Below are 20,039 nucleotides of genomic sequence, written 5' to 3' on the forward strand. Positions count from 1 at the left end.
TCTGCCTCAAAGGAATCATAGCCCTTTGAACTACTATTTTTATGCCATTAATTTAAATATCACCGTATTTTTGCATCCTGCACAGGTTGTATGATATCTTAAAACCAATAATGAACTTACCGGTATCAACAGAAATACTAATTTTTAATAATGAGCTTGTTTCTTTTTTTGCTAAGCCGGGGAGAAAAGAAGCTAAAGTATATGCCGATAAAATTGTGATGACAATGGCCAGCTAGAGATATCTTTAAGTATTAGCACATCAGTAATTGCCTTCCGTATATAGTGTATTTTTGTTGAAGAAATAGCTTAAAACATAAATTTAAAGAGGTTTATCATGCAAAAACCAAACAAGCATATATTTATTTGTGCAAGCACAAGACTAAACGGAAAGGTGCAGGGCGCATGCAAGAACAAAGAATCACATAATCTGGTCGCGATGTTTAACGAAGCAATAATGGACAGGGATCTGGAAAGTGAAGTGATGGTTACTTCGACCGGATGTGTAGGTCTTTGTGAGAAAGGACCCATAGTTATGATTTATCCTCAGCAGGCATGGTACGGAGAAGTAACTGAAGATGATATTGAGGACATACTTGATGCATTGGAGGAAGGTGCAGTCGTAGACAGATTGAGCCTATGAAGAAACTGAATGCGATATTATAAAACGAGTTGTTCAATTATATTGAATAACTCGCTTTTTATGGCTCTGTAAAAATCCTCATATGAATAATAAGTATAACCTTGGCATACTTGTCAAGTTTATGCACCAATAGTTTGAATTTAACTTCTTTTGCCTGATTCAAGGACTTTTTGGCCATGAGTTCTTCCCCTGATATCCAATATGGAACAAACACAATTACCCCTTTGTGTTTTCTTGTAACGAGTAATATCCAGGGGATTTGTCCTTTTTAAATTATTATTTGAAAATAAAATCTGAAGTAGGTTTTCCGCATAAACCAAATTGAAATTTTTTAAATTTTGCCTTGACCGAAAAATTACAGTCAATACTTGGAATGTGGGTCTTTCGGACTATATAAGCGTTTACCTAAAACGGACAAAAATATCGTTTTTAGCTAGAAACGGACATAACGATCATACATTTATACATTATACAGAATGTTGAAACTATGCACTCCATAGATGACGTTTTTTATATATAGAACCTAAAAGTCACATCTAACATAATAGATAACTTTAAGTATAGTAACATAGTACATAGGATTCCGTTGTACGGTACACCTTAAAGCAGCTCCAATAACACACATTCGTACAACAAATCCAATAAAAAAACACAGCAAACAAGTACAGAGGTAAAAGACCATGCGACAAGTAGCAATATACGGAAAGGGCGGAATCGGCAAGTCAACGACTACACAGAATCTGACAGGTGCACTCGCCACTATGGGAAAAAAGATACTGTTGGTAGGATGCGACCCAAAGGCAGACTCAACAAGAATGCTCCTTGGAGGTCTTAACCAGAAGACAGTACTTGACACATTAAGAAGTGAAGGCGACGAATCTGTTGAACTCGACAACCTGATACAGCCAGGGTTTGGCGGTATAAAGTGTGTCGAATCAGGCGGACCCGAACCTGGTGTCGGTTGTGCAGGAAGAGGAATTATCACATCAATAAACCTGCTGGAAAACCTTGGTGCATACGAAGAAGATCTGGATTACGTTTTCTATGACGTACTCGGTGACGTAGTATGTGGAGGTTTTGCAATGCCAATTCGTGAAGGAAAGGCAAAGGAGATCTACATCGTTGCCAGTGGTGAACTCATGGCAATTTACGCAGCGAACAACATCTGCAAGGGAATTCAAAAGTACGCAAAGGGCGGTGCACGTCTTGGTGGAATCATCTGTAACAGCAGAAACGTAGATGGAGAACGCGAACTTCTTGAAGCTTTTGCAGAAAGGCTTGGAAGCAAGCTCATTCACTTCGTACCAAGAGACAATATTGTCCAGCGTGCTGAGATCAACAGGAAGGTAGTTATCGAATTTGACCCAGACTGTGGTCAGGCAGAAGAATATAGAACACTGGCCAACAACATCGAAAATAATGACCTGTTCGTTGTCCCAAAGCCAATGGAAATGGAAGACCTGGAAACAATGATGGTAGAGTTCGGAATTGTAGAACTTTGAGGTGAAATAAATGCAGATGATTCGTGCAATTGTCAGGCCAACCAAGGTATCTGACATCGTTGAAGAACTTGAGAAGGAAGGCTTTGTTTCCCTTACCAAGACCGATGTATTCGGAAGAGGAAAGCAGAGAGGTATCCATACAGCTGAAGTACAGTTTGACGAACTTCCAAAGACAATGCTCATGATGGTAGTTGAAGATGAGAACAAGTCAAAAGTTCTGGATATAATCAAGAGTTCAGCACACACAGGAAAGTACGGAGATGGGAAGATCTTCGTGAACCCTGTTGAAAGTGCATACACCATACGTACCGGCGAAAGCGGACTTTAAACCCGGAGGGGATTTTCAAATGAAGGAAATAACGGCAATAATTCGCATGAACAAGGTGCACAAGACCCTCGATGCACTTTCAGAGTGTGGATACCCTTCTTTCACCGTGGAAAAGGTAATGGGCAGAGGAAAGCAAAAGGGATTATGCTATGAATTCGATCCACCACTTCCTGAGCAGGAAGGAGTGTCATCAAAGAACTGTATCCCATTCATTCCAAAGCGTCTGTTCACCATTGTTGTCGATGATAAGGCAGCAGACAAGGTTGTCCAGAGGATAATCAACATCAATCAGACAGGACATGCGGGGGATGGAAAGATCTTCGTAACAGACATACCTGAATCCTGCAGGATAAGGACAGGAGAAGAAGGCGATATCACTGTAGGGAGGGAAGAACAATGAGTTCTGAAGTCGAACAGTCACAGGATCTCATTGATGAGATGATGAAGATCTACCCTGAGAAGGTTGCAAAGGACAGGAGGAAGCACTTAACGGTCAAGGATTCCTGTTCCGAAAATCACATCGAGGCTAATGCCAAGACAATACCAGGTATAATGACAAACCGTGGTTGTGCCTATGCCGGTGGTAAGGGTGTGGTAATGGGACCTATCAAGGATATGGTTCACATCACACACGGACCAATTGGCTGTGGATATTACACCTGGGGAACCAGGAGAAACATGGCCAAGGCAGAAGATGGCGGTGACAACTTCCTGCAATACTGTTTCTCAACCGACATGAAAGAAACAGATATTGTATTCGGTGGTGAGAAGAAGCTCAAGGCAGCTATCGATGATGTAGTGAGGATATTCAAGCCAGGAGCAATCTCCATCTGTGCAACATGCCCTGTAGGGCTTATCGGTGATGACATCGAAGCAGTAGCTGCGGAAGCAGAGAAGGAACATGGTGTAAAGATAATGTCCCTTCGCTGTGAAGGTTACAGAGGTGTAAGTCAGTCAGCAGGCCACCACATTGCAAGTAATGTGATCATGGAGCACATCGTTGGTACCGAAGAACTGGAAAATCCAACACCATTTGACATCAACATCTTTGGTGAATACAACATTGGTGGCGACCTCTGGGAGATCAAGCCACTCTTTGAGAAGATCGGGTATCGTATCGTTTCAAGTTTCACAGGAGACGGTTCATACCACAGTCTTGCAAAGGCACACCATGCAAAGCTTAGTATCCTCCTCTGTCACAGGTCAGTTAACTACACTAACCGTATGATGGAAGAAAAGTACGGAGTCCCATGGTTAAAGGTCAACTATGTAGGAATTGAAGGCACAAAGAAGTCACTCAGGAAGATGGCTCAGTTCTTCGATAATCCAGAAATTACAAAGAAGACCGAAGAAATAATAGAAGAAGAGATGGCAAAGATCCAGCCTGAACTTGAGAAGTATAGAAACAAGCTTCAGGGCAAGACAACATTCATCTACTCCGGCGGATCAAGGTCACACCACTACCAGAATCTCTTTGAAGATCTTGGTATGAAGGTTCTTGTTGCAGGATACCAGTTTGCTCACCGTGATGATTACGAAGGAAGGCAGATTCTGGACGGTTTGAAGGAAAAGGCATCCAGCGGAATGCTTGAAGATCTCCACTACGAGCTAGAGGAAGGATTTGAACCTGCTATCAGTGAAGAACGTATGCAGGAATTAAGGGAAAAGCTTGGTCTGATGGCCTATGATGGAATGATGCCGGAAATGAAGGATGGGACGATCGCTGTGGATGACCTCAACCACTACGAAACTGAATTCCTCATCAAGGAACTCAAGCCAGACCTGTTCTGTTCAGGTATCAAGGACAAGTACATGGCACAGAAGATGGGAATCCCATCCAGGCAGATCCACTCCTACGACTACAGCGGACGTTACACCGGATTCTCAGGTGTACTTAACTTCGCAAGGGATGTCGATATGGCAGTGAACAACCCAAGCTGGAAGCTCATAAAGACCCCATGGAAGGCAGAGTAAGGGAGGAAGAAAAATGTTAGATTATACTCCAAAGGAAGAAGTTAAGAGAGATGCACTGGTGGTAAATCCTGCCAAGATATGCCAGCCAATTGGCGCATCATATGCTGCAATGGGTATACACAACTGTATGCCTCACAGCCATGGATCGCAGGGATGTCTCTCATACCTGAGAATGTGCCTTACAAGACACTTCAGGGAACAAACTGTAGGAACTACCAGTAGTTTCTATGAAGGAACTGCCGTTTTCGGTGGTGCATCCAATCTGAAGAAGTCACTCAGCAACATTGAGGCAGTATACACACCAGAAGTTATTGCAATTCACACAACATGCCTCTCAGAGACAATTGGTGATGATGTAAACTCTATCATTGAAGACGTAAAGATGGAAGAGCTCATTGACCCTTCGATCAAGCTCTGTGCTGCATCAACCCCCAGTTATGTGGGTTCCCACGTAACAGGCTATGACAACATGGTAAAGTCATTCGTTACAACCTTTGCCACAAAGACAAAGCCAAATGGTAAGCTTAACCTTATCCCAGGTTTTGTGGACCCTGGAGACATACGCGAGATGAAGAGAATACTCTCCATCATGAAAATCCCAACTATTGTATTCCCAGACCAGACAGATGTGTTCGATGCCGGAATTACCGGAGAAGGAGGACTCTTTGCAAAGGGCGGTACCCCAATAGGAGATGTTGAGGACAGCGCAAACTCAATGGGAACGATTGCGCTCTGCGGTATGGCAGGAGGCGCAGCAGCAACTGTATTCAAGAACAAGTTCAAGATGCCAGTACAGATCGGACCTGCACCAATTGGTGTTCGTTACACTGACAGATTCATCATGAAGGCAGCAGAACTTGCAAATGTCCCGATCCCGCCGGAACTGGAACATGAAAGAGCGAGAATAGTCGATATGATGACAGATGCCCACCCACACTTCTACGGAAAGAAGGTAGCCATATTCGGTGATCCGGACATACTCGAAGGTCTGACAAGCCTGGTGCTTGAAATGGGAATGGAGCCAACTGTAATCCTATCTGGATCAGAGAGCAAGGCTTTCGTGGAAAGAGTTTCAGAGATGGTACACCCACTGTATCCTGACTCACATATCCTTGCAGGAGCAGATTTATTCACACTCCACCAGATCATAAAGAACGAGCCTGTAGACATGCTGATTGGTAACACCTATGGAAAACACATAGCACTTGCTGAAGATATTCCACTGATCAGAGTCGGTTTCCCAATCATGGACAGGGCAAACCTGCACTACTTCCCCGTCATGGGATACGCAGGAGCAGCTCGCATGATCGAGTGGATAGGAAACACATTCTTGGACATTAAAGACAAGACAATTCCTGAAGAGGAACTCGAGGTCGTTCAATAAAACGACCTCTTTATATTTTTAGGAGTGAGAACATGCCAGACATTACAAGCGTGGTAGACACGCTGGATGAAAGAAAGCCATACATAGAACTGAAGCAGGCAAAGAGCAGCGGAGAACTTGCATGTGATAACACATCCATAGCAGGTTCAATGAGCCAGAGAGCCTGTGTTTATTCCGGTGCTCGTGTGGCGCTGAATCCGGTGACAGATGCTGTACATCTTGTACACGGTCCAATCGGATGCGCAAGTTACACCTGGGATATCAGGGGTAGCCTGTCAAGTGATAAGGAAACGTTCCGTACCAGTTTCTCAACTGATATGAAGGAACTTGACGTAGTATTCGGTGGAGAGAAAAAACTCTCAAAGAGCATCGACGAGATTGTCGAGTTATACAAACCTCCTGTCATATTTGTCTATTCAACCTGTATTGTCGGTATAATCGGAGATGACCTTGAAGCGATTTGCAAGGAAGCAAACGAGCGAGTGGGCATTCCTATAATACCTGTACAATCAGAAGGTTTCAAGGGAACTAAGTCTGATGGATATAAGGCAGCATGCAATGCACTTATGCAGATCATCGGAACAAAGGAACCTGAGATCACTTCAGAATACAGGATCAACATCTTTGGTGACTACAATGTAGCAGGAGATGTCTGGCTGGTAAAGCCCCTCTTTGAAAAGATGGGAATACAGGTCATCACTTCCATGACAGGCGATGCAACTGTAGATACTATCTCAAAGTCACACGGAGCCCAGTTGAATCTGGTTCAATGTTCCGGTTCCATGACATACCTTGCAAAATGGATGCAGAAGGAATATGGGATTCCTTACACCAAGGTGAGTTACTTTGGAATAGAGGATCTTGCAATTGCACTTAGAACAACAGCTGAGTTCTTTGGTTCCGAAGAAATGATGAGAATCACCGAAGATATCATCGAAAAGGAAACAGAGAGAATAATGCCCGAGATTCAGGCAATCAGAAAAAGAGTTCAGGGAAAGACAGCAGCAATATACATGGGCGGTGCTGCCAAGGCACTTACATTAATAAAGGGCTTCCGGGAACTTGGAATGGAAGTCGTTATAATAGGTACTCAGACCGGAAAGAGAGAGGACTATAAGCAGATCAGCTACCAGGTGAAGGATGGAACGGTCATTGTAGATGATGCAAATCCATTGGAACTTGCCGACCTTCTTGTTAATCAGAAGGCAGACCTGATGGTAGCAGGTGTCAAAGAAAGATTCCTGGCTTACAAGCTTGGAGTCTCGTTCTGTGATTTCAATCATGACAGAGTCATTGAGTTCGAGGGATATGACGGATTCCTGAACTTTGCAAGGGAAATTGACATTTCAATAAACAGTCCTGTATGGAAGTATGTTGGAAGCAAGCTGGGAGATTCAAATTCAGGAAGCTTGGAAATAAAGAACACCAACATGTCTGCAGAACAAAACACAGCAGAATCAAGGAAGGTTGTAGGGGAGAGAAGCAATATGCGCGATATTGACATAATTACATTACAGGGGTCTGTGGCATGAGCGAGCGTAATTATACGACGGTCAACCCCTGCATAATGTGCCAGCCTATTGGCAGTGTAATGGCATTTAAGGGAATAGAGGATTCAATGGTTCTATTACACGGTTCCCAAGGTTGCAGTACATATATGAGACTGCACCTTGCACACCACTTCAGGGAACCTGTGGACATAGCTTCAAGCTCACTTAGTGAGAAGGGTGCAGTCTACGGTGGAAGCGAGAACCTGAAGAAGGCACTTAAGAACATAATATCACGATACGACCCGAAGGTCATCGGCGTTTCAACAACATGTCTTGCCGAGACGATCGGGGATGACATTTCCCGTATAATAAGTGAATTCAGGCAAGAGGAAAACATTGGCGATGAAAGAATAATCATCCCAGTCCCAACACCCAGCTATGAGGAAAGCCACAACAGTGGATACATCAAGGCTGTAGAGGCTATTGTCAAGACCTTCACACTGGAAGACTCAAATAAGGAGATATTCAATAACAAGCTCAATGTCGTGCTTTCAGAGAATATCTCGCCTGAAGATACCAGGGAAATGAAGCATATTTTCACTGGTATTGTAGGACACAATTCATTCATACTCCTGCCTGACATCTCAGAGACATTTGATGCACCCATGACCGGAGACCTTCACAAGATACCCCTGGGAGGAACTACACACTCTGATATTGCAGATATGAAAAATAGTGCAGCAACTATCGGGCTTGGAATTACAAATGATAACAGAGCAGTCAACTATCTCGAACATACATTTGAGATTCCTGCACAAAATCTGCCACTTCCCATAGGACTTGAGTACACTGACATGGTACTGAATGCATTGTCAGAGGTATCCGGGATGGAAATACCTGATGAGTTCCAGAAAGAAAGAGGAAGACTTATCGATGCCATGGTAGATGCTCACAAGTATGTTTATGGTACGAAGGTTGCAATCTATGGTGACCCTAACAATGTGCTGGGAATGTTATCTCTGGCACTTGAGAACGGCATGCATCCAACACTTGTGGTTGCTTCCAGTAAGTCACCAAGATTTGCAGAACATGCTATTGAAAGAGTTGACCAGGTAAAACCAGATTGCGATGTTACGATTCTTGAAGATGTAGACTTTGATACATTCAATGACGCAGTCAGAAAGGTAAAGCCTCAGATGCTTATTGGCAACTCCAATGGAAAGTACATTGCAAAGGATATGAACATCCCGTTGATAAGATTCGGGTTCCCAATACATGACAGGGTCGGTGCCCAGAGGATACTGACACTTGGATATAAGGGAGCAATGCGCATGCTCGACAGTATCACCAATACTATATTGGAAGTACAGGATACTGAAATAGCTGCGAAATGGTCTGAACCGGAAAGCTATGTTCCGCTCGGCGAAAGTAACTTTCACTCCGCAGAAGCGTGAGGACAATACAAAGAATGTGTGAATAAAATTTGGCGTTTCTTTATTAGAAATTTGCCAAATTTACTTTTTTTGTTTAAAGTTCAACTTTTAGATTCAGAACGGTGCTTTAATACCGATTTAATCTGAACACCATGTCAGTAAATCCAGACGACCTCAGGTTCTTTCTTGGGAATCTCCTCAGTCTCTGTGGTCGGATATCCGAAGACTATGGGTGCAATTACCCTATAATCAGGTGTGATGCCAAGTTCTTCCAGAATCTCAGGATTATCCTGAATGAAACATCCTGTTCCGATCCAGCAGCTTCCAATACCCATCGAATGAGCTGCAAGCATCATATTCTCAGCACATAGCGCACAGTCATAGTCAGCGGTCACACTTGCATTGTTGCCAAGGACTATAATAAGGACAGGTGCATCGTAAAATATATGGAATTCATCATTTGCAAGTTCCTTTTTGAACTCTACAGCAGCGTCATTGGTAGCTTCATCCAGCATTGCAAGCAAACGTGGTTTACAATGATCGGACATTCTTTTCATCATCTCACGGTTCTTCACAACAACAAAGAACCATGGCTGGCTATCAAAACCTGATGGTGCATGAATACCTGCATCAATTATTGTTTTTATATCTTCGTCATTGATGTCCTTATCAATATATTCACGAACACTTCTACGTGCCTTTATATTTTCAATTACACTATTTTCTTCCACTCCCATTGAAATCACTCCTTATTTTTTAGATTCAAGGAATTCTTGCAGAGATATCTGCATAAGACTGTCAGGATCTTCAATATCCTTGTGTACGTAAAGACCACACCAGCATCGTTTCATTGCATCATAGTGTTCCCTGTGAAAAGGTATGCAGGGACAGACAAGTTTCATATCATGCTCCCTTTCACCCGTAAGACCCTGGCATGGACAAAAAGGACTCCCTTTTTCCTTTTCGATGTTTACTTCCTGCTCAAGCAAGAAATCAACCAGTTCCGTATCAGGACTGAATTTATATCCCAGGGGACCCACAACCTTTGAGAACATGGCCCTTAGCTTTTCCTTTCTCTTTTCAGAATCCATCTGACATCATAACCCCATTAATTTAGAATATTTATCAGGATTGTATCCCACAACCACATCATCGCCTATTTTCACAAACGGGAAAGACATTTCCGAACCATGTGCCAGACAATCTTCCTTGATATCTCTTTTTGTTTTATCGTCTGCCTTATCATAATCTACATACTCAAAAGGAATATCGTGTTCCCTGAAGAATTTTTTTGCCCTCATACACCAGGGACAGGTACTGAGGGTATACAGAACTACTTTCTTCATATGCCTGCACCTTCCAGATTTACAAAAACACTGCCATCCATAACCTTCGTTTCATAAACAGGCACCTTGATCTCTATTGCATCAAGGAACTCACCGTTGCGAATATCAAACTTCCAGTCGTGACATCCACATTTTATCACATAATCTTCCAGAGTGCCTTTTGATAAAGGACATTCCATATGAGGACACTTGTTGGAAATTGCAAAAAAGACACCTTCTTTCCTGAGAAGAAGAACCTTGTTACCTTCAAGTAATAATGCTGTTTTCTCACCGTCGGGAAGTTCATCTACCCTTATTGCCAGAATCCATCTACTTTCCACGTTCATAAATTCATTCCTGCTGCATATTTATGTGAGAATGGATATTTTTCCATCCTTCACCTGCGTTTCATATACATTTACCTTTATCTTATCGGATGCAACATATGCTCCGGTGCGAATATCAAAGGTCCAGCTATGACAAGGACATTTTAGAGAGTAGTCTTGAAGAATACCTCCTTGCAGAGGACAATTCATATGCGGACAACGGTTCTCAAGGGCATAGACTTCCCCCTCTTTACGAATCAGGATGATTCGCTGATCTCCAATATCGACTGGTTTTATTTTACCTTCTTTCACTTCATTATCATTTGCAGCGATTATCCACGAAGTCATTTTAAATCCCCTTATAGTCGAACATATCATAGATAGACAAGTATTTCTCCGTCTTCTACCTTATTTTCATAAACCTCAAGAACCTCATCCTTTTCCCCAAGGTATTTACCAGACCTTATGTCGTACTCCCAGCCATGACACGGACATTTCAGGATAAACTCATCACTGAAGGTTCCTTTAGAAAGACGGCATCCCATGTGCTTACACTTGCCGGAAAGAGAGTAGATTACTTTATTTTTCCTAATCAGAAGTACAGGATTTCCCTTTACCCTGACAAACTTCATATTCCCATCTTTCAAATCACTGTCTTTAAGTGCAAAAAACCAGGATTGTCCTGACATTCGTACCTCCTATAAATAATCAGGGTTCCAAAAATATAAATAGTTGTCGTGGAATAAAAATAAAGTATCAAGCTCATTCATTGATACTTCTGTGCTGGAAATAACGATATTCCCGCCATACAAGGAACATACTTATAGTGGCAGCCATGAGATCCGCTATCGGAAATGCCATCCATACTCCTGTAAGATCGAAGTAGTACGGAAGAAGAATTACCAGAGGTATCAGGAACAATATCTGACGGCTCATTGAGAGGAAGAAAGATGGTTTTGCTTTGCCCAATGACTGGAACAGCGTCGTTCCAATTACATTCAGACCAATTAATGGACTTGCCAGAACCATTATCCTCAGAGCATATGCTCCACTACTTATGAGGTCAGCATCTGTGCTGAACATACTGAAGAATGTGCCTGGAAATACCGACAGCATAATTAAACCTACCACACCAAAGAGAGTGGTGATTAGTAATGAGGTCCTGACGGATTCATTTACCCTTGCATAATTCTCTGCTCCATAATTATAGCCGACTATTGGCTGCAGACCATGAGATATACCTATTATAGGCATGAGAATGAGCATTATCAATTTGATTGCAACACCAAACACCGCTATTGAAAGGTCGCCTCCATAGATAACAAGTACATTGTTCAGTACAAGCATCATAAAACTGTTTGATGCACCCATTACAAAGGAACTAAAACCTATCAATGATATTTCTTTGATAAGATGGAATTTTGGAGCAAAATTTGATAATTTGATCTTGACTTGACTTTTCCCACCCAGATAATAATACACAAGATACAGAGTTCCTGCCAGTTGTGCAAGTACAGTCGCAAGAGCTGCACCTTTTACACCCATACCAAAGCCGAACATTAGTATCGCATCAAGGAAGATGTTCAGTACTCCTGAAAATATCATGTTATTCATGGCAACTTTTGAGTTACCTTCAGCCCTTACAAGATTGTTCAGCACAAAACCAAATGTGAATGCCAATGTTCCCTGCAATATTACAACAGAGTATTCCTTTGCATAGAAAAGATTGTCAGCAGTGGCACCGAACAGATTCAGTATTGCATCTACGTTGAAGAAAAAGAGAATCTGAAAAACGACACTAAGTATCAGTGTATAGCTAAAGACATTCCCAAGAGTTCTTTCAGCTTTGTCCACATCCCCGGAACCCAGCATACGTGATATCACCGAAGAACCACCGACGCCTATTCCAATGGATATTGCCATCATAAGCATCTGCAAAGGAAAAGCAACAGCTACGCCTGCAATTCCAAGAATGCTCTGCTCACCCAATGCCCTCCCAACAAAGAATGTGTCCACCAAATTATAGAATGCCTGTACAAGAAGTCCTATTATAGCAGGTGTGGACAATTTCCATAATAATTTGTTAATACTCTCAGTTCCTAAAAACTCACTTTTGTTGTTCATGAAGTTATCCTGATATCAAATGCTAGTTTGTTTTTTATTCTCTGACTTTTTGTCAAATTCTATTAGGGTATTTCTGCCTTTGTCCAGAAGTTTCCTGAAAATGGTTTCCTCTTCTTCTGTGAATTCTGAAAGGAGGATTTGGTTCCACTCGTAGAGGGTTTTATTTATCAGCGGGATTATCTCCCTGCCTTTATCCGAGATGAAAACACGGTATATCCTTCGGTCATCCTCGTCCTTTTCACGATAGATGTAACCTTCTTTTTCAAGAGCCACTATGGCTCGTGTTGCAGTGGCTTTGCTCAGGTTGAGATGTCGTGCAAGGCTTTCCTGAGAACAGCCACCCTTATGTGAGAGCGTTAGTAAAAATGCAAACATCGGTCCTTTCAGATTATAAGACCCGAGTGCATTCTCAATGTAAAGATGATTATGCGAGAAGATGAAAGCTATTTTCGCACCGATTCGTTCAGATTGCCTCACTAACATCACTCCACACACATTAGTTTCACATGAAACTATATCGTTTAACGTGAAACTAATATATAAATGATATGGAAATAATGAATATGGGGATGAAAAGTTTGACTAATCGAAAGTCGTGAATAACTAAAACCATCCCGAAGGGTCCGGCGAAGCCGGTACGATTCGAAAATATCAATAAAATAATCAGTTGACTTTAACTCTTTTTCTGAATACCGGAGTTAAAAAACACGATTTCTCCCATAAAATTGATAGTCTGCAATCCTGGCAGGCATATTTGAAGGAGCAGTATTCATTTCACTCTGCTGAGCCTGTAGTCTCATATTCTGCATGTTCTGGTTTTGCATATTATTCTGTTGTGGAGCTTGCAGAGTCTGCATGTTCTGAGTATTCTGCATTTGACCTTGTCCAAGTCCTAATCTCTGACCCATATTGGAATTAAAGAACTGCTGACTGATCGCATAGTATATCTGCTGGGCTTTAGCCTGCATGCAAACTGAAACACCATCCTCTATGGAAACAGAAGAAAAGGAGAGAGTCGAATCATCATTTTCAGCAGCCACAGAATAAGCCGAAAACAGAAGTAAAAGTGCCACAAATGTAAACAATATCAGTTTCTTCATAGCATTTAACCTTACTTTTCTATACAATCCTCTATTCAATCATGTTTATTTTTTCCTTACTTCCCCCACTTGTTCCTGAATATAGTAAAGGGGTCATATGAAGCGTTAAAACTCCATATGAAACCTGCCAATTCCCTTCAGGAGAGGAATCTTAATATTACTTGTTTATTCGTATCTCAGTGCATCCACTGGCTTCATCTTCGATGCGTTGTATGCAGGTATTACACCTGAGAGCACTCCGATAACTACTGCAATGGAGATTCCCATTAGCATGAGATCAGGAGCTATCGTTGAACCCATAGATGAACGCATAATTGAAATTCCAAGGTACGGCAGCATAGAGGTCAATCCAAGACTCAGTACTATGCCGAGCACACCACCTACAAAACCTACCAACGCGGAATTTACCAGAAATATCATCATAATATCACTATTTTTAGCGCCGATGGCTTTCATTGTCCCGATCTCCTTGGTCTTTTCCATGACAGATGTGAACATTGTGTTTGCTATTCCCACAGAACCAACTACAAGAGATACACCTGCTATGGCTCCCAAGAAGAGGGTCATTGAGTCCATCATCTCACTTGCGGATTCGGCCTGTGAAAGTGAATCGGACACAGTGAAATCCCGATCGTCGTCATTAACGATATGCCTGGATATCATAAGTTTCTCTTCGACAGCATCCACCACAGTCTCCACATTATCGACGTCGTCTGCCTTTACGACTATAGAATCAAAAACATCACGCTCTGCATTATCTATGATATCCACTGCTGCATCTATTGGCATGATGATAGAACTATCACTTTCACCATTGTCCAGTATGCCCACAACTCTGAAAGACTTACCTTCGATAGTAAGCACACGGTTAAGGCCTACTTCCTCATCGAACATTTCATGGGCTATCCTGTATCCTATTACTACAACATTGTTGTCAGTGGCTTCCAGCAATCTGCCTGATTCCAGATCGTACGTCACAGTATACTGCCATACCTGCGGGTCGACCCCTTTCACAGAAAGATCGGCGGCCTCACCCATGAAATACACTTCCATCCCGTTGCCGGATATCTGACCATATATGTAATCGATATTCTCAACCAGTTTTATGGCCATTATATCCTTATCTGTCAGTTCTGCATCCGAAGAAGATGAAGAGGTATCAGTTTCCCGACCGGGACCAAAACCTGACTGAGCCTTGGTATAACCCGGGGTGACGGTTATTGATGTAAGGTCCATGTCAGCAAATCTTGATTCCATATCTGCACTCATACTATCACTGAGCGCCATGATAGTGACCACAGAGCCAACACCAATAACGATACCTATGATAGTGAGCCAGCTTCTGATCTTACTGTGAATCAGGATATTTGTAGCAAGCTTCAGATAGGTACTTCGCCTCATTGCTTTTCCTTCTTCAAGATCTTATCTTTAAGGTTCTTAATTTCTACACTTAGAGGTTCATAGGTACCTTCTTTGAGCATCTTCTTTTTCCTGTAATTGAATCCTACAGCCAAGACTATCAAAAGTGCAGCACCATAGAACAAGTAACTGTTAGTTGATGAACTCTGATTAGCCCGGCTACCAGGACCCGTTCCTGCTGCCATGGTACCACCAGTTAGCTCTTCTATCTGAACCGTTTTCTCAACTGAGTTTCTCTGACCTGCTGAGTCTGTGTACTCAATTAGAACAAGAAGCTCATTTTCAGATTCCATCTGTTCCTGCCTTGCTGTTATCTCCTCATCTGTCATCTCTGAAAAGTCCGGACGTGCCTGGGCCGTACCGGACGAATCGTCATCATTGGAAGAAATAGAACCCACCTGGGATATTGAGAATGATGTTATGGTATAATCTCCCTTCTCAAGGTTGCCGACTATTGTAGATGTGCTGCCAGTGGCCTGGAAGTTATCCTGCTCAGGTATTGATACCTTGACCGAGTAAGCTTCATTGTTACCTACGTTCGCAAGGGACAGGGAAACCTCACCTTCATCACTCTCAGAGTAACTCAGGTCAAAGTCAGTGGCTCCTCCCACAAACATACCTGCCTTGGTTTCGATAGTATTGATGTTTGAATCATAATCCTCAAATTCCAGGGTGATATCAAGCTGATACAATCCCGGATCTGCATTCACATCTGCCATTACAGAGTATGCTACTGATACTGATTCACCCACATCAAGATAACTTATGTACTTGGTATTGGATGAATACACAGGCAGAATAATACCTGTTGACTCATCCCATGAAACTGCCATGTTCTTGAGTGGAGAACTTCCTGTATTGGTAATTACAAATTCTATAGGTTCCACGGTTGCAACATCAATATTAGATTCACTTATTGTGACAACCTGTGCGTACTCCTTACCCTGTATATCCACATCAACGGTTGTCGAGACACTTGAATCAGTGTCACTGTCGCTGACAACTACATCTATACCATAGATATCCTCTGCAACATCCGCATCCACCTTCAGTTTGAATTTGACAAGAGTTGCATCTTCTTCATCCTGACGAGCTTCAAGGAAGGATATTGTTTTAGTTAATGATTCTCCGGATACCTGTGAAAAGGGATACTCCGGTTCTATCTCAACTACCACATCTGTAAGGTCATTACTTCCTACATTCTGAACACTTATAGTAAGTTCTACTGTTTCACCGGGTCTTGCCGGGTTCGGACTCTGGGTCATCAGATCCACTTCCACTCCTGATACACCGGCGGAGATACCGGCCGATGCAGTGCTTAGTGACAGGATCAGAATTAACATCAATATCAAAATTTTTCTCATTAAAATCACATCGCTTCACTGTTTTTTATCTCTATACTGTCAACCATTCCATCTCTGATATGAACCACACGATCTGCATACTTTGTAAGAGCGGGATCATGGGTGATCATTATGATAGTTTTACCCTCATTTTTATGAAGATTGCTTAAAAATTCAAGAATATAGTTTCCTGTTTCACTATCCAGATTCCCGGTTGGTTCATCTGCAAGAATTACCTTGGGGTCAACTGCCAGAGACCTTGCAATTGCAACTCGTTGCCTTTGACCTCCAGATAATTGTGAAGGAAGATTGTACTTTTTATCAGAAAGAGTGACTACCTCAAGGAGAGCTTCTGCTCTCTTCCATGAAAAATCTGAATCTGCTTCCTGGAATTCGAGAGGAAGCATGACATTTTCAATTGTGTTCAAAGTAGGTATCAAATTGAATTGCTGGAAAATGAAACCTATTAGTTGTCCCCTGATCTGAGCAAGCTCTGATTCCTTCATTTTGGAAATATCCTTATTATTCAGTTCAACAACACCCTTGCTTGGGAGGTCAAGGCATCCCAGAAGGTTCATCATCGTACTCTTTCCGCTTCCACTAGGTCCAAGTATAGCGATAAATTCACCGTGAAATATCTCAAGATCAACGTTTTTCAAAGCTGCAAACTCGACCTCACCCATCTTGTATATTTTCCACACATCAGTAAGGCGCATGAGAGTTTCAGGATTCTTGCCTGAAGAGTTATTTTCTACATTCGATTTATCGATGACATTTTTAAAAATCTTAATAGAATCATCTGAAGACTTGTTTTCCACATTAGCCTTATCAGTGATATTCTTAACAATCTCAATATAATCATCTGAAGACTTGTTTTTCACATTCGTAAGATTCTCTTCCATGATCAGCCTCAATATTTAGATCCCGAATAATCAACTATTATATATTATTATACTAATTAAAATATGTGTAACTCATATGTTAATATAAATACAGAATTCATTTTGAGATTCATTCTCACCTAAAGAAGATATGTTCAACAAACGAACCATCTGTTCCAAACTTAGTTTCCCATACAAAGAAGAGAGAACATATCCAGACCCAGATTGAGTTTTCTGATGACATTCAGAATCCTGCAGAATAAAACCTATTAACTTGATCTGTGTATTCATATCTTTCATTTTTGTCTCCAATTTCGAATAAGGGACACCTGACGGATAAGTAGCAGGTATCTCTTATACGAGTGGGGTGGTTGGTTGTTGGTATGTCGGTGACACCGAATTGGATGTGGTTGGGGGTTAGGTATCACCAAACTTGGATGGTATGTTTCAGCAATCATTTGCTGGACAATTCCCAATTGATTATTTTTAATAAAAGGATACTTACAGGAAAATAGATTGAAAAATAGAAATATTTAACAATGAAGCTTTTTCATGCAACCATAATAAAATAAAATCATTAAATAGGTTTTAAAACATTATCAAACGTCTAATTAGACTTTATTTTGCTAAATAAGCACTATAAAAGGATACTCAAAAAAATTATCAAAACCGACTCACAAAAATACTTCCACAAACCGGATAGTTCAAATCAAAAGGGAGGATCAATTATCTTCCTCATCTACCAGGAACAGAACATTCCCACGTCCTTTCTTGAATTTCTGAATCTTGCCCCTCTTTTCAAGGTCAAGAAGCATGAGACTGACCTTACCTTCAGAGTATTTAAGGCGCTTACGCATGTCTTTCTGCGTCATTCTTCCACCCTGTGATATCAAGATATCAAGTATTTCCTGAAGGTCTGCCGGAACGGGTTCATCGGAAAGAATTGGAACTTCTACTTTAATATCATCCCGCAGAGAAATACTTAAGGGTTCATCAATGATTTCATCTGTAGTTGGACCAGCATCCATTTCTGTCACTTCAAACTCCGGTCCTTCCTCAATATCTTCAACAACCTTTACTTTGTTCTCAGGAACAACATAAGGAGATGCTTCCGGTTTTAATTTCTTTGTTATAGGGGACTTTGGCTTCTTCATTATCTGTGATACCAGAACAACCAGAAGGAGAGCAAAAACGACTATAGCCCTAATAAGGATCCAACGACTCTTGTCAGGAGTAGAAGTGGTACTTTCACCTGTAGATCCTTCACTGGAACTAGAATAGGATGGCAGGAGCAGAAGATCCAGAACATAACTTCCCTCATCGAAGACAATGATAATATCTTCTGCGTAGTAGGTTAACTGGTCATCTTCATAATAACTTGCAGTGATATTATACGTCCCGTTTGTTAACTCAAAGGAGTAAACACCATATTTTGCAACCATTGATTGTGATGGTGTGGAGTTCACCTCTATTATTGCATTGTCAAGTGGCTCAAATGTACTCCATTCATAAGCTACGCCGTGCACAGTTGCAATCTCAGCTGCTCCGGTGATGCCTGACAATAGTAAGATCATGACAATACAGCTAATGCAGGATATTACTCTCATATTACACAACCCGGACCTTATATCAACCACTCTCAAATATTGGTTGTACCCAGTTACTCTCATTTCTGACAGTACCATCATCAAAATAATAAACTCCTTCCCCAATAAGTTCAGCTTCGCCTGTACCTGTTGTACGAAGAATTATATTATCTGCCATCATGGCAACAGTAAATTCAGAACCTGAAACTGATACGTTGCCTGTCACATTCGCATATGAAAATGCCTCATGCGGAACCATTAAACCATTATCCGGACCTCTTTCGGGCATTTCCTCACTCTCAAAATCCTGTTCCATTTTAATCTGAACGTCACCTGAAAAGTCAACTATAGAGAATCTGCCTTCTGACAGGAAAAAGTCCACATCTAAGTCCCCGGACAATATAGAAATACCACTGCCTCTGGCAACCAGACTACTGTTCTCTGAAATAAGCAAAGGACCTGGAAGATATGATTTTATCTCATCAAATATAGGCTTAAGTTCTGAATTTGCACGAATGATACTCTCCCGTGACAATTTAAGGTACTGTTCCTTATCTGCTTCTAAAGAAGAATTTTCAGCCTGTGCCAAGTATGTCCGGGCTTCAGACACGAATCTGGAATAATCATTAACGGTCTGTTCCAGTTCATTGATATCGTTACCTTCTGCTTTCAGACCTGTAATTACCTTATCAAGACGCACTACCATGTCCTCAGATTTATGAATATTGTCCTCAAGGAAAGCTGTCTCATCTAAAGGAGATAAACGTGAGAACTTATCGATGAGATACTCATCCTCATGAGGCGATTCCCGCACAGTAAAAGGAGACTTGTGCAGAAGATCGCCACGATCCTCTCTTTCATCAGGATGTTGTTGCATATCCCCTGAATCCACCATACCCGAAATTACAACGAGTAACATGAGAAATACCAACACTACAAAAGGCATCCTTTTCATTGGAGATCACATCTTTAAGAACATATTAGAATATATATCAGATTCCACAACAGGTAAACAGAGGGTAATCTAACTTAAACGTTTTCTTTGTATTTAAAGAGACTGAATAATATATAAATGCATGCCACTTGATAGGGATAAAATGCACACATACATAAACCCTGAATTAAACAGAGAGGATTTCGATAAACTGCTATCAATCCCCCATACAATTTAATAAAAATTAAAT

The 20,039-nt window shown here is 41.5% G+C and carries 22 protein-coding genes and 1 pseudogene; 8 read left to right on the forward strand and 15 right to left on the reverse strand.

Features of this window, described 5'->3' with window-relative positions; translation table 11 throughout:
* Positions 1–334 precede the first annotated feature (334 nt).
* Positions 335–640: a (2Fe-2S) ferredoxin domain-containing protein gene (locus QZZ23_RS01405; protein WP_292466399.1), complete on the forward strand. Its 306-nt coding sequence runs from the start codon at positions 335–337 to the stop codon at positions 638–640.
* A gap of 58 nt (positions 641–698) precedes the next feature.
* Here QZZ23_RS01405 and QZZ23_RS01410 read toward each other — a convergent pair.
* Positions 699–827 (reverse strand): annotated as a pseudogene (locus QZZ23_RS01410) (IS5/IS1182 family transposase); the annotation flags it as partial.
* A gap of 493 nt (positions 828–1,320) precedes the next feature.
* Between QZZ23_RS01410 and nifH the strand changes: the two are divergent.
* The 7 genes from nifH to QZZ23_RS01445 are packed head-to-tail and all read left to right on the forward strand — an operon-like array spanning position 1,321 to position 8,772.
* On the forward strand, positions 1,321–2,142 hold the full coding sequence (gene nifH / locus QZZ23_RS01415) for a nitrogenase iron protein (RefSeq protein ID WP_292466400.1): 822 nt from the start codon (positions 1,321–1,323) through the stop codon (positions 2,140–2,142).
* Positions 2,143–2,152: 10 nt separating this feature from the next.
* On the forward strand, positions 2,153–2,470 hold the full coding sequence (locus tag QZZ23_RS01420; protein ID WP_292466401.1) for a P-II family nitrogen regulator: 318 nt from the start codon (positions 2,153–2,155) through the stop codon (positions 2,468–2,470).
* 19 nt (positions 2,471–2,489) lie between these two features.
* Positions 2,490–2,870, forward strand: coding sequence for a P-II family nitrogen regulator (locus tag QZZ23_RS01425; RefSeq protein ID WP_292466402.1), 381 nt, complete (start codon positions 2,490–2,492; stop codon positions 2,868–2,870).
* On the forward strand, positions 2,867–4,444 hold the full coding sequence (nifD, locus tag QZZ23_RS01430) for a nitrogenase molybdenum-iron protein alpha chain (RefSeq protein WP_292466403.1): 1,578 nt from the start codon (positions 2,867–2,869) through the stop codon (positions 4,442–4,444). The genes QZZ23_RS01425 and nifD overlap by 4 nt, the downstream gene beginning before the upstream one ends.
* Before the next feature lie 13 nt (positions 4,445–4,457).
* Positions 4,458–5,828, forward strand: coding sequence for a nitrogenase molybdenum-iron protein subunit beta (gene nifK / locus QZZ23_RS01435; protein WP_292466404.1), 1,371 nt, complete (start codon positions 4,458–4,460; stop codon positions 5,826–5,828).
* A 32-nt stretch (positions 5,829–5,860) separates the two neighbouring features.
* Positions 5,861–7,360, forward strand: coding sequence for a nitrogenase iron-molybdenum cofactor biosynthesis protein NifE (gene nifE, locus QZZ23_RS01440; protein ID WP_292466405.1), 1,500 nt, complete (start codon positions 5,861–5,863; stop codon positions 7,358–7,360).
* Positions 7,357–8,772 (forward strand): nitrogenase component 1, encoded by a 1,416-nt coding sequence (locus QZZ23_RS01445; RefSeq protein ID WP_292466406.1) that lies wholly within the window; start codon positions 7,357–7,359, stop codon positions 8,770–8,772. Before nifE ends, QZZ23_RS01445 begins: the two co-directional genes overlap by 4 nt.
* Positions 8,773–8,906: 134 nt before the next feature.
* Here the strand turns inward: QZZ23_RS01445 and QZZ23_RS01450 are convergent, their stop codons facing one another.
* The 14 genes from QZZ23_RS01450 to QZZ23_RS01515 form a co-directional block, all read right to left on the reverse strand.
* Entirely contained in the window at positions 8,907–9,488 is a 582-nt protein-coding gene (locus QZZ23_RS01450) for a nitroreductase (protein WP_292466407.1), read from the reverse strand.
* Between the two features lie 12 nt (positions 9,489–9,500).
* On the reverse strand, positions 9,501–9,842 hold the full coding sequence (locus QZZ23_RS01455) for a ferredoxin-thioredoxin reductase catalytic domain-containing protein (RefSeq protein WP_292466408.1): 342 nt from the start codon (positions 9,840–9,842) through the stop codon (positions 9,501–9,503).
* A 6-nt stretch (positions 9,843–9,848) separates the two neighbouring features.
* Positions 9,849–10,097, reverse strand: coding sequence for a glutaredoxin family protein (locus QZZ23_RS01460; RefSeq protein WP_292466409.1), 249 nt, complete (start codon positions 10,095–10,097; stop codon positions 9,849–9,851).
* Entirely contained in the window at positions 10,094–10,423 is a 330-nt protein-coding gene (locus QZZ23_RS01465; protein ID WP_292466410.1) for a Rieske (2Fe-2S) protein, read from the reverse strand. Before QZZ23_RS01465 ends, QZZ23_RS01460 begins: the two co-directional genes overlap by 4 nt.
* Before the next feature lie 21 nt (positions 10,424–10,444).
* Positions 10,445–10,750, reverse strand: coding sequence for a Rieske (2Fe-2S) protein (locus QZZ23_RS01470; RefSeq protein WP_292466411.1), 306 nt, complete (start codon positions 10,748–10,750; stop codon positions 10,445–10,447).
* 26 nt (positions 10,751–10,776) lie between these two features.
* On the reverse strand, positions 10,777–11,091 hold the full coding sequence (locus QZZ23_RS01475; RefSeq protein ID WP_292466412.1) for a Rieske (2Fe-2S) protein: 315 nt from the start codon (positions 11,089–11,091) through the stop codon (positions 10,777–10,779).
* Between the two features lie 73 nt (positions 11,092–11,164).
* Positions 11,165–12,526 (reverse strand): MATE family efflux transporter, encoded by a 1,362-nt coding sequence (locus tag QZZ23_RS01480; RefSeq protein ID WP_292466413.1) that lies wholly within the window; start codon positions 12,524–12,526, stop codon positions 11,165–11,167.
* Positions 12,527–12,541: 15 nt separating this feature from the next.
* A complete protein-coding gene (locus QZZ23_RS01485; RefSeq protein ID WP_292466414.1) occupies positions 12,542–13,003 on the reverse strand; it encodes a MarR family transcriptional regulator in 462 nt (153 codons plus the stop codon).
* 221 nt (positions 13,004–13,224) lie between these two features.
* On the reverse strand, positions 13,225–13,626 hold the full coding sequence (locus tag QZZ23_RS01490) for a hypothetical protein (protein ID WP_292466415.1): 402 nt from the start codon (positions 13,624–13,626) through the stop codon (positions 13,225–13,227).
* Between the two features lie 165 nt (positions 13,627–13,791).
* Positions 13,792–15,027, reverse strand: a complete 1,236-nt coding sequence (locus QZZ23_RS01495) for an ABC transporter permease (protein WP_292466416.1) — start codon at positions 15,025–15,027, stop codon at positions 13,792–13,794.
* Positions 15,024–16,388, reverse strand: coding sequence for a COG1361 S-layer family protein (locus QZZ23_RS01500; protein ID WP_292466417.1), 1,365 nt, complete (start codon positions 16,386–16,388; stop codon positions 15,024–15,026). The genes QZZ23_RS01495 and QZZ23_RS01500 overlap by 4 nt, the downstream gene beginning before the upstream one ends.
* Before the next feature lie 26 nt (positions 16,389–16,414).
* Positions 16,415–17,104, reverse strand: a complete 690-nt coding sequence (locus tag QZZ23_RS01505; RefSeq protein WP_292466438.1) for an ABC transporter ATP-binding protein — start codon at positions 17,102–17,104, stop codon at positions 16,415–16,417.
* 887 nt (positions 17,105–17,991) lie between these two features.
* Positions 17,992–18,843 carry a hypothetical protein gene (locus QZZ23_RS01510; protein WP_292466418.1) on the reverse strand — a complete coding sequence of 284 codons (852 nt, stop codon included), beginning with the start codon at positions 18,841–18,843 and terminating at the stop codon, positions 17,992–17,994.
* 55 nt (positions 18,844–18,898) lie between these two features.
* Positions 18,899–19,810: a hypothetical protein gene (locus tag QZZ23_RS01515; RefSeq protein WP_292466419.1), complete on the reverse strand. Its 912-nt coding sequence runs from the start codon at positions 19,808–19,810 to the stop codon at positions 18,899–18,901.
* Positions 19,811–20,039 lie beyond the last annotated feature (229 nt).

Source organism: Methanolobus sp., assembly GCF_016278385.1.
Taxonomy (GTDB): domain Archaea; phylum Halobacteriota; class Methanosarcinia; order Methanosarcinales; family Methanosarcinaceae; genus Methanolobus.

What these genes read in the sequence shown, in the direction of transcription:
- QZZ23_RS01460 (WP_292466409.1), bottom strand. Translation starts at nt 10,097, where the DNA reads ATGAAGAAAGTAGTTCTGTATACCCTCAGTACCTGTCCCTGGTGTATG.
- nifD (WP_292466403.1), top strand. Translation starts at nt 2,867, where the DNA reads ATGAGTTCTGAAGTCGAACAGTCACAGGATCTCATTGATGAGATGATG.
- QZZ23_RS01455 (WP_292466408.1), bottom strand. Translation starts at nt 9,842, where the DNA reads ATGGATTCTGAAAAGAGAAAGGAAAAGCTAAGGGCCATGTTCTCAAAG.
- nifH (WP_292466400.1), top strand. Translation starts at nt 1,321, where the DNA reads ATGCGACAAGTAGCAATATACGGAAAGGGCGGAATCGGCAAGTCAACG.
- QZZ23_RS01495 (WP_292466416.1), bottom strand. Translation starts at nt 15,027, where the DNA reads ATGAGGCGAAGTACCTATCTGAAGCTTGCTACAAATATCCTGATTCAC.
- QZZ23_RS01505 (WP_292466438.1), bottom strand. Translation starts at nt 17,104, where the DNA reads ATGCGCCTTACTGATGTGTGGAAAATATACAAGATGGGTGAGGTCGAG.
- QZZ23_RS01510 (WP_292466418.1), bottom strand. Translation starts at nt 18,843, where the DNA reads ATGATCTTACTATTGTCAGGCATCACCGGAGCAGCTGAGATTGCAACT.
- QZZ23_RS01515 (WP_292466419.1), bottom strand. Translation starts at nt 19,810, where the DNA reads ATGAAAAGGATGCCTTTTGTAGTGTTGGTATTTCTCATGTTACTCGTT.
- QZZ23_RS01445 (WP_292466406.1), top strand. Translation starts at nt 7,357, where the DNA reads ATGAGCGAGCGTAATTATACGACGGTCAACCCCTGCATAATGTGCCAG.
- QZZ23_RS01405 (WP_292466399.1), top strand. Translation starts at nt 335, where the DNA reads ATGCAAAAACCAAACAAGCATATATTTATTTGTGCAAGCACAAGACTA.
- QZZ23_RS01490 (WP_292466415.1), bottom strand. Translation starts at nt 13,626, where the DNA reads ATGAAGAAACTGATATTGTTTACATTTGTGGCACTTTTACTTCTGTTT.
- QZZ23_RS01480 (WP_292466413.1), bottom strand. Translation starts at nt 12,526, where the DNA reads ATGAACAACAAAAGTGAGTTTTTAGGAACTGAGAGTATTAACAAATTA.
- QZZ23_RS01450 (WP_292466407.1), bottom strand. Translation starts at nt 9,488, where the DNA reads ATGGGAGTGGAAGAAAATAGTGTAATTGAAAATATAAAGGCACGTAGA.
- nifK (WP_292466404.1), top strand. Translation starts at nt 4,458, where the DNA reads ATGTTAGATTATACTCCAAAGGAAGAAGTTAAGAGAGATGCACTGGTG.
- nifE (WP_292466405.1), top strand. Translation starts at nt 5,861, where the DNA reads ATGCCAGACATTACAAGCGTGGTAGACACGCTGGATGAAAGAAAGCCA.
- QZZ23_RS01475 (WP_292466412.1), bottom strand. Translation starts at nt 11,091, where the DNA reads ATGTCAGGACAATCCTGGTTTTTTGCACTTAAAGACAGTGATTTGAAA.
- QZZ23_RS01425 (WP_292466402.1), top strand. Translation starts at nt 2,490, where the DNA reads ATGAAGGAAATAACGGCAATAATTCGCATGAACAAGGTGCACAAGACC.
- QZZ23_RS01420 (WP_292466401.1), top strand. Translation starts at nt 2,153, where the DNA reads ATGCAGATGATTCGTGCAATTGTCAGGCCAACCAAGGTATCTGACATC.
- QZZ23_RS01470 (WP_292466411.1), bottom strand. Translation starts at nt 10,750, where the DNA reads ATGACTTCGTGGATAATCGCTGCAAATGATAATGAAGTGAAAGAAGGT.
- QZZ23_RS01500 (WP_292466417.1), bottom strand. Translation starts at nt 16,388, where the DNA reads ATGTTAATTCTGATCCTGTCACTAAGCACTGCATCGGCCGGTATCTCC.
- QZZ23_RS01465 (WP_292466410.1), bottom strand. Translation starts at nt 10,423, where the DNA reads ATGAACGTGGAAAGTAGATGGATTCTGGCAATAAGGGTAGATGAACTT.